This is a genomic window from Micromonospora sp., assembly GCF_048594385.1.
Classification (GTDB): domain Bacteria; phylum Actinomycetota; class Actinomycetes; order Mycobacteriales; family Micromonosporaceae; genus Micromonospora; species Micromonospora wenchangensis.
On record NZ_JBMDWU010000346.1, the window covers coordinates 1 to 11,252 of the forward strand.

General features: G+C 74.3%; 15 protein-coding genes. 12 read left to right on the top strand and 3 right to left on the bottom strand.

Features of this window, described 5'->3' with window-relative positions; genetic code table 11:
- The 7 genes from ACOJTC_RS18555 to ACOJTC_RS18585 form a co-directional block, all read left to right on the top strand.
- A partial coding sequence (locus tag ACOJTC_RS18555) for an SAM-dependent methyltransferase (protein ID WP_420117828.1) occupies positions 1-634 on the top strand: 634 nt, incomplete at its 5' end.
- A gap of 55 nt (positions 635-689) precedes the next feature.
- Entirely contained in the window at positions 690-1,718 is a 1,029-nt protein-coding gene (locus ACOJTC_RS18560; protein ID WP_420117829.1) for a lysylphosphatidylglycerol synthase domain-containing protein, read from the top strand.
- Positions 1,719-1,730: 12 nt separating this feature from the next.
- Entirely contained in the window at positions 1,731-2,387 is a 657-nt protein-coding gene (locus tag ACOJTC_RS18565) for a GTP cyclohydrolase II (protein WP_204923030.1), read from the top strand.
- A 1-nt stretch (position 2,388) separates the two neighbouring features.
- Complete coding sequence (locus tag ACOJTC_RS18570; RefSeq protein WP_420117830.1) at positions 2,389-3,159, top strand: RibD family protein; 771 nt, start codon at positions 2,389-2,391, stop codon at positions 3,157-3,159.
- 14 nt (positions 3,160-3,173) lie between these two features.
- The gene (locus ACOJTC_RS18575; protein ID WP_204923564.1) at positions 3,174-3,914 is read left to right on the top strand and encodes a zf-HC2 domain-containing protein; all 741 of its coding nucleotides are present in this window, start codon (positions 3,174-3,176) and stop codon (positions 3,912-3,914) included.
- 92 nt (positions 3,915-4,006) lie between these two features.
- Positions 4,007-4,702, top strand: a complete 696-nt coding sequence (locus ACOJTC_RS18580) for a response regulator transcription factor (protein ID WP_204923032.1) — start codon at positions 4,007-4,009, stop codon at positions 4,700-4,702.
- Positions 4,695-5,723, top strand: coding sequence for a sensor histidine kinase (locus ACOJTC_RS18585; protein ID WP_204923033.1), 1,029 nt, complete (start codon positions 4,695-4,697; stop codon positions 5,721-5,723). Before ACOJTC_RS18580 ends, ACOJTC_RS18585 begins: the two co-directional genes overlap by 8 nt.
- A 62-nt stretch (positions 5,724-5,785) precedes the next feature.
- Here the strand turns inward: ACOJTC_RS18585 and ACOJTC_RS18590 are convergent, their stop codons facing one another.
- Both ACOJTC_RS18590 and ACOJTC_RS18595 read right to left on the bottom strand, forming a co-directional pair.
- Positions 5,786-5,968, bottom strand: coding sequence for a hypothetical protein (locus tag ACOJTC_RS18590; protein ID WP_204923034.1), 183 nt, complete (start codon positions 5,966-5,968; stop codon positions 5,786-5,788).
- A 312-nt stretch (positions 5,969-6,280) separates the two neighbouring features.
- Positions 6,281-6,421, bottom strand: coding sequence for a hypothetical protein (locus ACOJTC_RS18595; protein WP_204923625.1), 141 nt, complete (start codon positions 6,419-6,421; stop codon positions 6,281-6,283).
- Between ACOJTC_RS18595 and ACOJTC_RS18600 the strand changes: the two genes are divergently transcribed.
- On the top strand, positions 6,384-7,142 hold the full coding sequence (locus ACOJTC_RS18600) for a helix-turn-helix domain-containing protein (protein ID WP_420117836.1): 759 nt from the start codon (positions 6,384-6,386) through the stop codon (positions 7,140-7,142). The genes ACOJTC_RS18595 and ACOJTC_RS18600 overlap by 38 nt on opposite strands.
- A gap of 65 nt (positions 7,143-7,207) precedes the next feature.
- Here ACOJTC_RS18600 and ACOJTC_RS18605 read toward each other — a convergent pair whose 3' ends face one another.
- Positions 7,208-7,846 (bottom strand): MerR family transcriptional regulator, encoded by a 639-nt coding sequence (locus tag ACOJTC_RS18605; protein WP_420117831.1) that lies wholly within the window; start codon positions 7,844-7,846, stop codon positions 7,208-7,210.
- Between the two features lie 435 nt (positions 7,847-8,281).
- On the opposite strand from ACOJTC_RS18605, the gene ACOJTC_RS18610 reads away from it, so the two are divergent.
- From ACOJTC_RS18610 to ACOJTC_RS18625, 4 genes are all read left to right on the top strand, one after another.
- Entirely contained in the window at positions 8,282-9,118 is an 837-nt protein-coding gene (locus tag ACOJTC_RS18610; protein ID WP_420117832.1) for an alpha/beta fold hydrolase, read from the top strand.
- On the top strand, positions 9,111-9,680 hold the full coding sequence (locus tag ACOJTC_RS18615) for a TetR/AcrR family transcriptional regulator (RefSeq protein ID WP_420117833.1): 570 nt from the start codon (positions 9,111-9,113) through the stop codon (positions 9,678-9,680). Before ACOJTC_RS18610 ends, ACOJTC_RS18615 begins: the two co-directional genes overlap by 8 nt.
- Complete coding sequence (locus ACOJTC_RS18620) at positions 9,677-10,051, top strand: DUF4260 family protein (RefSeq protein WP_420117834.1); 375 nt, start codon at positions 9,677-9,679, stop codon at positions 10,049-10,051. Before ACOJTC_RS18615 ends, ACOJTC_RS18620 begins: the two co-directional genes overlap by 4 nt.
- A gap of 184 nt (positions 10,052-10,235) precedes the next feature.
- Positions 10,236-11,168 carry an aldo/keto reductase gene (locus ACOJTC_RS18625; protein WP_420117835.1) on the top strand — a complete coding sequence of 311 codons (933 nt, stop codon included), beginning with the start codon at positions 10,236-10,238 and terminating at the stop codon, positions 11,166-11,168.
- The last annotated feature ends 84 nt before the right edge of the window (positions 11,169-11,252 follow it).

Here is an 11,252-nt window from a genome sequence, read left to right on the forward strand (position 1 = left end):
CGGCCCGCAGCGTTGGGTGCTGCACGACCGGGACCCGGGGCTGCTGGAGCGGGCCGGCGCGGCGGTGCCGGTGGCCGCCGACGGCAGCCAGGTGCGGGTGCTCACCCGGCAGGGCGACATCACCCGGCTGACCCCCGCCGACCTGGCCGACGCGGACCTGGTCACCGCGTCGGCGCTGCTGGACATGCTCACCGCCGACGAGATCGCCCGGATCGTGGCCGCCTGCGCGGGCGTCGGCTGCCCCAGCCTGTTCGTGCTCTCGGTGGTCGGTCGGGTCCGGTTCGACCCCGCCGACCCGCTGGACGCCGAGGTCGCCGCCGCCTTCGACGCCCACCAGCGGCGTACGGTCGACGGCCGGGTGCTGCTCGGCCCGGACGCCGCCGGGGTGACCGTCGCCGAGTTCGCCCGGCACGGGATGCCGGTGACCGTGCGGGAGACCCCGTGGCGGCTCGGGCCGCAGCGGGCGGAACTGATCGTGGAGTGGTTCGACGGCTGGCTGGAGGCGGCCGTCGCCCAGCGCCCCGACCTGGCCGACCGGACGGCCGGGTACGCCCGGTGGCGGCGGGCCGAGGCGGCGGCCGGCCGGCTCACCGTCACCGTCGGCCACGACGACCTGCTCGCCGGGGTGGAATGAACCGGTTCGCCGGCCGGTACGTGAGAAGGGACAGGATCTCCGGAGGAGGAACCGCGTGTCATCCGACGCCACCGGCACGTCACCCGCCCGCGCCCGTACCGCCTGGGCCTGGCTGAGCAACCTGGGCGGGGTGGCCCTGGTCGGCGCGCTGCTGTGGTGGCTGGGCACCGGTCCGGCCCTGGCCGGGCTGCGCCGGATCGACGCCCCGGCGGTGCTGGGCGCGCTGGCCCTGGGCGCGCTGGCCACGGTCGGCTGCGCGTGGCGGTGGCGGCTGGTCGCCGAGGCGCTCGGCATCCGGCTGCCGCTGGGCACGGCGGTGGCCGACTGCTACCGGGCGGTGTTCCTCAACGCGACGCTGCCCGGCGGGGTGCTCGGCGACGTGCACCGGGCGGTGCGGCACGGCCGGGAGGCCGGTGACCTGGGCCGGGCCGTGCGCGCGGTGGTCTGGGAGCGGACCGCCGGGCAGCTCGTCCAGGTGGTGCTGGCGGCGGCACTGCTGCTGGCGCTGCCGTCGCCGGTGCGGCCGTACCTGCCGACGGTGACGGCGGTGGCGGTGGCGGTGGGCCTGGTGCTGGTGGTGCTGGTGCGGGTGCTGCCCCGGTCGGGGCCGTCGCGGCGGGCCCGCGCGCTGCGCGCCGCCGTCGCCGACGTGCGGGCCGGCCTGCTGGGCCGGCGGACCGGGCCGGGGGTGCTGCTGGCCTCGACGGTGGTGGTCGGCTGTCACCTGGCGACGTTCGTGCTCGCGGCCCGGGTGGCCGGGGTCACCGCGCCGCTGGCGGTGCTGGTGCCGCTGACGCTGCTGGCATTGTTGGCGATGGGCCTGCCCGCCAACATGGCGGGTTTCGGCCCGCGCGAGGGCGTCGCCGCCTGGGCGTTCGGGGCGGCCGGCCTGGGTGCCGCCGAGGGGGTGGCGACCGCCCTGGTGTACGGAGCACTGGTGCTGGTGGCGGCCCTGCCGGGTGCCGCCGTGCTGGTGCTGCGGGGTCACCCGTCCGCGCTGCGCGGACGACCGGGTGACCGTACGGTGGGAAGCCAGGGTGGTTCCTCACCGGTACCCGCTGCCGGGTTGGCCGGCAGCGCCTGACAGAGGAGACACATGTACGACGCACTGCCGGCCGCGACGGTCCGGACACAGGTCACGGTCCCGCTGCGGTTCCCCGACGGGTACGCCACCACGGCTCGGGTCTTCTCCTTTGAGGGGCTGGTGGACGGGCGGGAGCACCTGGCGTTCGGGCTGGGCGACTGGGCGGGCGCGCTGCGCCGGCACGCGGCGGGCGGGGCGGCGCCGCTGGTCCGCCCGCACAGCGAGTGCCTCACCGGGGACGTCTTCGGCAGCCAGCGCTGCGACTGCGGCCCGCAGCTGCGCGAGGCGGTGCAGCGGATCTCCGACGCCGGTGGTTTCCTGCTCTACCTGCGGCAGGAGGGGCGCGGCATCGGCCTCTACCCGAAGCTGGACGCGTACGCCCTGCAGGACGCCGGGTTGGACACCTACGAGGCGAACGTGGCGCTCGGGCACGACGAGGACGAACGGGACTACCGGGCCGCCGCGCAGATGCTGGCGGTGCTCGGGGTGCCGGAGCTGGTGCTGCTGAGCAGCAACCCGGACAAGGCCGAGCAGTTGACCCGACTGGGGGTGGCGGTCGCCGAGGTGGTGCCGACCGGGGTGTTCCTCTCCCCCGCCAACGCCGACTACCTGGCGGCGAAGGCCAGCCGGGCCGCCGCCCGGGCCGTCGACCTGCCGTCGTTGAACTGAGATGGGTGTCGTACCGGCCGGTGCGGCGGCCACCGCCGTACCGGCGACAACGGCCACCGCCGTACCGGCGTCGACCGGGCGGCCGTACGTGCTGCTGAGCTGCGCCACGTCGATCGACGGCTACATCGACGACGCCACCGGGGAGCGGCTGCTGCTGTCCAACGCCGAGGACATGGAGCGCATCGACGCCGTCCGGGCCGGGTGTGACGCGATCCTGGTCGGCGCGGGCACGATCCGGGCCGACGATCCGCGGCTGATGGTCCGCTCGGCGCGGCTGCGGGCCGCCCGCCAGGCCGCCGGGTTGCCGCCGTCGCCGGTGAAGGTGACGATGACCGCCCGGGGGCTGCTGGACCCGCAGGCCCGGTTCTTCACCGTGGGGGACGCCGAGAAGGTCGTCTACTGCGCCGGGCCGGCGGTGGACAAGACCACCGAGCTGCTGTCCGGGCTGGCCACCGTGGTCGACGCGGGTGACCCGTTGGACCCGGTCCGGGTGCTGGCCGACCTGGCCGGCCGGGGGGTGCAGCGGTTGATGGTGGAGGGCGGCGCGTCGGTGCACGCCCAGTTCCTCACCGCCGGCCTCGCCGACGAGCTGCACCTCGTGGTCGCCCCGTTCTTCGTCGGCGACCGGCGGGCCCCCCGGTTCGTCGGTGACGGCGCGTTCCCGTGGCATCCGGGCCGGCGGGCCCGGCTCGCCGAGGTACGCCAGATCGGCGACGTGGTGCTGATGCGGTACGCCCTGTCGGAGCGCTGCCCCGACGGGGTGCCGGGATGAGCGACAATCGCCCGATGCGGTGCGCAGCGTGGCGGGAGATCCTGTCGGCCCAGCTCGACGGGGAGGAGACCGCCGAGGAGCGGGTGGCGGTGCAGGCGCACCTCGACGGCTGCGCGGACTGCCGCGCCTGGCACGGGGTCGCCGCGATGGTGACCCGACGGGCCCGGACCCGGGTGGTGACGGCGACCGCACCCGACCTGACCGAGTCGATCCTCGCCGCCGTGCCGCCACCGGCCCCCAGGCGCGTCGTGCGGTGGCCCGGTGGGCTGGTCACCGGGTTGCGGGTGGCGCTGGGCCTGCTCGGCGCGGTCCAGCTCGCCCTGGGGCTGGCCCAGGTGGGTCAGGGTGTCAACGCCGAGCACCTGCATCCGGCCGGGCAGCACCTGTGGCACGAGTCGGCGGCGTGGAACGTGGCGGTGGGTGCCGGTTTCCTCTTCGTCGCGCTGCGGCGTACCCCGCCGGCCGGGTTACTGCCGATGCTCAGCGCCTTCGTCGCCACCCTGGTCCTGCTGTCGGTCAACGACCTGGTCACCGCGCAGGTGGCGGTGCCCCGGCTGGTCAGCCACGGGTTCCTGGTCGGCGGCTACCTGATCACGGTGCTGCTGTACCGGCTGGGTCCGCGTCCGGCCGGCCCGTCGCATCCCCGGCGTACCGGCCGGTCCCGGTGGCGGTTGCGGCTCGACGACCTCGACGAGCCCCGCCCGGTCACGGCGCAGCCGTACGGGGCGCAGGCCCGGGACCGCCGGGCGGCCTGAGGCGCGCGGACCGTAAGCACCTGGCAAGGTTTCCGGCGGGTCGCGGCGGGGGTGCGCGGGGCTACGCTGGCCGGCACGAGGGGGAGGTGCCGGTGGCGCAGCGGGTGCTGGTGGTCGACGACGACCGGACGGTCAGCGACGTGGTGTGCCGCTATCTGGAGCACGCCGGATACCAGGTGGAGCACGTCGGGGACGGGGCCGCCGCGCTCGCCGCCGTGGCCGCCGCGCCGCCGCAGCTCGTGGTCCTGGACGTGATGCTGCCGGTGCTCGACGGGTTGGAGGTGTGCCGACGGCTGCGGCAGCGGCCGGACGGCGTACCCATCGTGATGTTGACCGCCCGGGGTGACGAGGCGGACCGGATCCTCGGCCTGCAGCTGGGCGCGGACGACTACCTGAGCAAGCCGTTCTCCCCCCGGGAGCTGGTGCTGCGGGTCCGTTCGGTGCTGCGCCGGGCCGGCGGTGAGCCGGTCACGGCGGCGGCGCAGGTGCTCGACGACGGCGGGTTGACCGTGTCGACCGGCCCCCGGGTGGCCCGGCTGCACGGGCGGGAGCTGGCCCTGACCCTGCGCGAGTTCGACCTGCTCGCCCACCTGATGCAGCATCCCACCCGGGCGCTGTCCCGGGCCGAACTGCTGGAACGGGTCTGGGGGTGGCGGTTCGGCGACCAGTCCACGGTGACCGTGCACGTACGCCGGCTGCGGGAGAAGATCGAGGACGATCCGGCCAACCCGCGCCGTATCGTCACGGTCTGGGGTGTCGGCTACCGGTACGAGCCGGTCGATGACTGACCTGGCGCTGATCTTCGGGGCGGCGCTGGCCGCGTCGGGCGGGGTGGGTCTGCTCGGCGCGGGGGTGCTGCGACTGCTGCGCGGCCGGTCCATCACCGTGCACGTCACGGTGCTGCTGGCCATGACGGTGAGCGCGGTGGTGGCCGGGGTGGCGGTGATCGCCGAGGCGATGTTCCTCTCCCCGCACGACCTGGAGGTGGTGTTGATCACCGTCTCGGCGGCGGCGCTGGTCAGCCTCGCGGTCGGCTGGCTGTTCGCCCGCCGGCTCGCCTCGGCGGCGGTCTGGGCCGACCAGGCGCGGGCCCGGGAGCGGCGGATCGAGAAGGGCCGGCGGGACCTGGTCGCCTGGGTCTCGCACGACCTGCGGACCCCGCTGGCGGGGCTGCGGGCGATGGCGGAGGCGCTGGAGGACCGGGTGGTCGCCGACCCGGACACGGTCGACGAGTACCACCGCCGGATCCGGGTGGAGACCGACCGGATGACCCGGCTGGTCGACGACCTGTTCGAGCTGTCCCGGATCAATGCCGGGGCGCTGCGGCTGTCGCTGTCGGCGGTGCCGCTGGGCGACGTGGTCTCCGACGCGTTGGCCGGCGCCGCGCCGCTGGCCGCCGCCCGCCGTATCCGGCTGGTGTCCGCCGCCTCCGGGTGGCCCACGGTGACCGCGAGCGAACCCGAACTGAGCCGGGTGGTGGGCAACCTGCTGCTCAACGCGGTGCGGTACACGCCGGCCGACGGCACCGTACAGGTCAACGCCGGGCGCGACGGCGATGTCGCCTGGCTGGCCGTCGCCGACACCTGCGGCGGTATCCCGGAGGCGGACCTGCCCCGGCTGTTCGACGTGGCGTTCCGGGGCGAGCCGGCACGTACCCCACACCCGGGCAACGGGTCGCCGGCCGGCTCCGGCGGGTTGGGGCTGGCCATCGTGCGCGGGCTGGTCGAGGCGCACGGCGGTCGGGTGGACGTGCACAACATCGCCGAGGGCTGCCGGTTCGTCGTCCGGCTGCCGCTGGCCACCGGCTGACGGCGACGCGGGGTCGGGCCGGTTCGGTCGACGCCGCGGGGTCGGGCCGGGGTCGGGCCGGTTCAGTCGAGGCCGCGGATGAGGTGCGGCTCGGTGTCCGGCTCGGACCAGTCGCACTGCCCGCGCCGATTCGCCCGTCCCCAGGCGTCCAGGGCGGAGGGCGGCCGGTCCGCGCCCGCCGGGCGGCTGGCGGTACGGGGGCGACCGGGCCCTGGCCGGGCCTCGTCGTCGGCGTCGTCGGTCATCGTGTTCCCCATTCCGGGACGTCTCTCCTCGCGGCCCCGGCGACGGGCCGGGCGCGCGTTCCTCGCTGCCCAGGTCAACGGTCGAATCGACGGCCGGCGACGGGTGAACCACCGGGATCGCTTTTCCGACATCGGTCCCGAGCCGGGCGCATCGGGCCTTGGCCGCAATCATCACCGGCAAGACGAGGGGTACGCATCCGGAAAAGGGAGCTGTTAGCGCCATTCGCATTGCATGCCGTTGACCATGCATTGAGGGTGCCCTAGCATTGAGGCCAGCTGATTCGAAATAACCGCAAAGCCCTTTTTCCGCCATCAGTCCCACCAGTTGCCGTCACCGCCCCGGGGGCACAGCGGAGCCGGCAGGAAGCTGCGTCGCCGCAGCCCAGCACCCACCATGACGCTCGCCGGGGGCACGATGGAAGACCACAGCAGCAGGGCGGTCCGGCGGGTCATCGCCGAAATGCACCAGAATCTGGGAAAGCAATTCAGCGTGGACGAAATGGCGCGAACCGCCCTGCTGAGCAAGTACCACTTCTGCCGGGTGTTCCACCGGGTGACCGGAGTGTCACCGGGGCGCTTTCTCTCGGCGATTCGATTCCAGCGCGCCAAGCACCTGTTGCTGGCCACCTCGTGGAGCGTCACGGACATCAGTCACCAGGTCGGCTACGCCAGCGTCGGCACGTTCAGCGCCCGGTTCAGCAGCAGCGTCGGTCTCTCCCCCTCCAGCTTCCGCCGGCTCGGCCGCGCCCCCGGGCGGGAGGACCCGAGCCGGCCGCCCGGCCCGGTCCGGTCCGGTCCGGCCGAGACCACCGGGCCGACGGTGCGCGGGCAGGTCCGGGCGCTGCCCGGCGAGGCGCCCGACTGGGTCTTCGTGGGGCTGTTCCCGGAACGTATCCAGCAGGGCAGACCGGTCAGCTCCACCGTGCTGCCCGGCCCCGGGCCGTACCTGCTGGGTCCGGTGCCCCCGGGCACCTGGTTCGTGCTGGCCCACGCGACGCACCGTCGCCGGCCGGCCACCGGCGTCCGTCCACTGCTGGTCGGACACCATGGCCCGGTGACGGTCGGCGTCCCGGCCAGGTCGGCCCGAGCCGACCTCACCCTGCGCCCCATGCGCACCTTCGATCCACCGGTGGTGCACGCCGCCGACCTGCCGTCGCTGCCGCGTACCGGCTGACCGGCGGGTGCCGGTGCGCCGGTCGTCACGGTCGGGCGGGCCCGGCATCCATCGGTGGGGGCCGCTCAGGCGGTGGCCGGCTGTTCGGCCGGAGTGGCGTAGCGGCGCGCCAGGTAGCTCTCCTGCGCCATCCGACGCATCGCCTCGAAGGCCACCTCCGACAGCACGTTCCAGACCGCCATCGCGGTGGCGGAGTGCGCCGACTCGTACTGGAACTCGTGCGTCACGATCCGCTCCGCGCTCTCGGCGTGCTCGCTGAACAGCTCGATGTCACAGTCGGCGTCCAGTTGCTGCAACGCGGTCAGCACGTGGGCGAGGGTGTCGCGGCCCGGGGAGGCGGCGTCGACCTCCCAACCGAGCCGGTCGATGAACGCGTCGACCTGGACCCGGGCCGGCCCGACGTCCGGCGCGTCGTCCTCCTCGGGCTGGTCGGGGAAGAGCGCCCAGATGGTGGCCCGGCACTGCGCGCCCAGGGCCAGTCCCTTGTCGTCGAGGGCGGCCAGTACCCGGCGCACCGAGGACAGGCTCAGTCGTCCGATGCCGGCCAGCACCCGGATCAGCCGGAGCCGGGCGAGGTGCTCCTCGCCGTACTCCGCCTGGTTGCGTGCGGTGGGGCGGCCCGGTTGCAGCAGCCGCTCCCGGATGTAGAACTTGATCGTCGGAAGTGGAACACCACTGATCCTGGCCAGATCTGAGATGCGCATCCGTCCCCCCAGGGTACCGGTGGCCACCCCCGGACGCCGTCTGCGGCGGGACTCCGCCGCCCGGCAGCGGGCGGCCCGAACGTGAACGGCGGCGGCACCGCCGTGAACAGCGGACGCCGGGAAGCACGGCAGGTGGCGGCCGTCGGCGCAGCCGCGACGACGGGGCCGCAACCGCCCGTGGGCACGACGGTGGTGCCATGGGCAGGGCGGGCACCTCGGGCCGTACCGGCCGGGAGGGTCGCCGCGCATCCGGGACTCATCGCACCTCCCCCCAGCACGATGAGCAACCTGAAAGTTGCTCAGAGGAATAGTAACCAGCATGGCCTGCGCGCCGGTTATTCGATGTTGCTGAACACGCTTCGCGGTTGGGTGCCGAACGCCACCCTTCCCGGCAAAGCTATTGTCGTTAGCTTTTCGGCTAGCTAAGCTAGCTTCATGACGGACTCCCGGAACAGCACCCGCCCACCGACCCGCTACCTGCACCGCCCCCAGGGCCGCGTCGCCTACGACCTGCAGGGCGAAGGGCCCCTCGTGGTGCTCGTCCCCGGCATGGCGGAGCTGCGCTCGTCGTACCGGTTCCTCGCCCCGGCCCTGGTCGCCGCCGGCTACACGGTGGCGACCACCGACCTGCGCGGCCACGGCGACAGCGACACCACCTTCACCTCCTACGGCGACCCCGAGACCGCCTCCGACATCAGCGCCCTGATCGACGAACTCGGCCGGCCTGCCGTCATCGTGGGCAACTCGCTGGCCGCCGGCGCCGGGGTCATCGTCGCCGCCGAGCACCCCGGGCAGGTCCGCGGGCTCGTGCTCGTCGGGCCGTTCGTCCGCAACCCCCGGCAGCCGCCCGGCATGCGGACCCTCCTCCGGGTGCTGACGTCCCCGCTCTGGGTGGCAGGCGTCTGGAAGGCCTACCTGCCCACCCTGTACGCCGGCGCCAAACCCGCCGACTTCGCCGAATACCGGGCGGCCGTCGTCGCCAAGCTCCGCCAGCCCGGCTACGGCACGGCGTTCTCCCGCACCGCGCGGCAGACCGACCACCGGTCCGCCGAGGCGCGGCTGGCCGAGGTCGACACCCCCGTGCTGGTCGTCATGGGTGAGCGCGACCCCGACTTCACGGACCCGGCGGCCGAGGCCGCATGGATCGGCGAGACCCTGCGCGGCGAGGTGGTCATGGTGCCCGAGGCCGGCCACTACCCGCAGTCCCAACAGCCCGGACGGACCACCGCGGCGGTGCTCGACTTCCTCGCCCGGATCACCACCCGTGCCTAGGGCCGGCCTCACCACCGACACGGTCGTCGCACGCGGCGCGCACCTGCTCGAAGCGCACCCGCAGGACGAACTGACCCTCGCCGCGCTCGCCGGGAGCCTCGGCGTCCGCGTCCCGTCGCTCTACAAGCACGTCGACGGCCTCCCGGGACTCCGCCGGGGCATCATGCTGCGCGCCAAGGCGAACCTGGCCGCGACGCTCGCCGAGGCGTGCGTCGGCCGGGCCCGCGACGACGCGGTCCGCAGCCTCGCCACCGCCTACCGCAGGTGGGCCCGGCAGAACCCGGTGCAGTACCCGATGACCGTCCGGGCACCCGGCCCCGACGACGCCGAGGACCAGCGGGTGAGCGACGCCGCCGTCCAGGTGGTCTACCGGGTGCTCGTCGGCTACCGGCTGCTCGGTGACGACGCGGTCGACGCCACCCGGCTGCTGCGCACGGTCCTGCACGGCTTCGTCAGCCTGGAGACCGCCGGCGCGTTCGCGCTCCCCGCCGACCTGGAACGCAGCTACGACCGGGCCGTCGAGAGCGTCGTGTCCGCCCTCGAGAACTGGAAGGGCCGGTGACCGCCCCGCCCGCCCGCACCCCACCGCCGGCCACCCCGGTGCCCGTCCTCTACCGCATCGAGGGCGCGGCCGTCGCCGCGGCGGCCGTCGTCCTCGTCGTGCTGGCGGGCTTCGCCTGGTGGTGGCTGTTCGCCCTGTTCCTCGTCTTCGACCTGTCGATGCTCGGCTACGCCGTCGACCACCACGTCGGCGCGATCGTCTACAACCTGGGGCACACCTACGTCGCCCCGTTCGTCCTGCTCGCCGGGTACGGCCTCGCGCACGCGCTCGACGCGACCGGGTGGACACCGCTGGCGCTCGTGGCGGCCTGCTGGTTCTTCCACATCGGCGTGGACCGGGCACTCGACTTCGGGCCGCGCCCGCTGCGCTGACCCCGTCGCCGGCGCCGCACCCGCGCTCACCCAGGGTCACACCGACGACGACACGCGGTGTCCACCTGCGCGACGGTGTCCCTGTCGTCCGCGAGGATGGCCGACGGGAGGCGGGCACCCGACTCGCTGGTCAGCCCGCACACACGGGCGTCGCGGGATGTGGCGTCCCCCGAGGGGAGCAGCGGTGACACTGTCGGACAGGCTCGCACCGGAGGTCGGGCGGCTCCGGCTCGGCGACGAGCTGAGCGTCAACCGGTTGGGCTTCGGCACCATGCAACTGCCCGGCCCCGGCGTCTTCGGCCCCCCGGACGACCACGCGGGCGCGCTGGCGGTGCTGCGCCGGGCGGTCGAGCTGGGCGTCAGCTATCTCGACACCAGCGACTTCTACGGCCCGCACGTGACCAACGACCTGATCCGCGAGGCGCTGCACCCGTACCCCGACGACCTGGTGATCGGCACCAAGATCGGGGTGGAGCGCGACAGGTGGGGCGACTTCGTGCCCGCCGGCGCGCCCGACCAGCTGCGTCGGCAGGTGGAGGAGAACCTGCGCCGGTTGGGCCGGGACCGGTTGGAGCTGGTCTACCTGCGCGTCGGCGGGGACGGGCTGCTGCGTCCGGGCGACGTCCGGTTCTCCGAGTCGTTCGCGATGATGGTGCGGCTACGCGAGGAGGGCCTGATCGGCGACGTCGGGCTCAGTGGCGTCACCGTCAGGCAGCTCGACCAGGCGCGGGCGACGATCCCGATCGCAGCCGTGCAGAACCGGTTCCACCTGCTCGACCGGGACTGCCTCGACGTGCTGCGGCGGTGCGCCGAGGAGGACATCGCCTTCGTGCCGTACTTCCCGCTGGCGGCGGGACTGCTCGGTACGCGGCACGGGCGGCCACCGCTGCCGTTCGGGCCCGAGGTCAGCGCCGCGCAACGCCGTACCGTCGACGGGATCGCCGACGCGCACGGTGCGACCCGTGCGCAGGTCGCCATCGCCTGGCTGCTGGCCTACTCGCCGACCGTGCTGGTCATTCCCGGCACCAGCTCGGTACGGCACCTGGAGGAGAACATGGCCGCCGCCCGACTGCGGCTGACCCCGGCGGACCGCGCCGCGCTCGACGCCCTGGCCTGACCCCCAACCCCCGGCACCCACCCCCAACCCCCGGCGTCCGCCGCCGAACCCCGTTGATCAAGAGGTTTGCGTCAACTTGAAGAT

Bases quoted from the DNA above. Each gene is read 5' to 3' on its own strand.
- ACOJTC_RS18590 (WP_204923034.1), bottom strand. From the start codon at position 5,968: ATGACCGACGACGCCGACGACGAGGCCCGGCCAGGGCCCGGTCGCCCC.
- ACOJTC_RS18570 (WP_420117830.1), top strand. From the start codon at position 2,389: ATGGGTGTCGTACCGGCCGGTGCGGCGGCCACCGCCGTACCGGCGACA.
- ACOJTC_RS18575 (WP_204923564.1), top strand. From the start codon at position 3,174: ATGCGGTGCGCAGCGTGGCGGGAGATCCTGTCGGCCCAGCTCGACGGG.
- ACOJTC_RS18610 (WP_420117832.1), top strand. From the start codon at position 8,282: ATGACGGACTCCCGGAACAGCACCCGCCCACCGACCCGCTACCTGCAC.
- ACOJTC_RS18595 (WP_204923625.1), bottom strand. From the start codon at position 6,421: ATGACCCGCCGGACCGCCCTGCTGCTGTGGTCTTCCATCGTGCCCCCG.
- ACOJTC_RS18565 (WP_204923030.1), top strand. From the start codon at position 1,731: ATGTACGACGCACTGCCGGCCGCGACGGTCCGGACACAGGTCACGGTC.
- ACOJTC_RS18600 (WP_420117836.1), top strand. From the start codon at position 6,384: ATGGAAGACCACAGCAGCAGGGCGGTCCGGCGGGTCATCGCCGAAATG.
- ACOJTC_RS18585 (WP_204923033.1), top strand. From the start codon at position 4,695: ATGACTGACCTGGCGCTGATCTTCGGGGCGGCGCTGGCCGCGTCGGGC.
- ACOJTC_RS18605 (WP_420117831.1), bottom strand. From the start codon at position 7,846: ATGCGCATCTCAGATCTGGCCAGGATCAGTGGTGTTCCACTTCCGACG.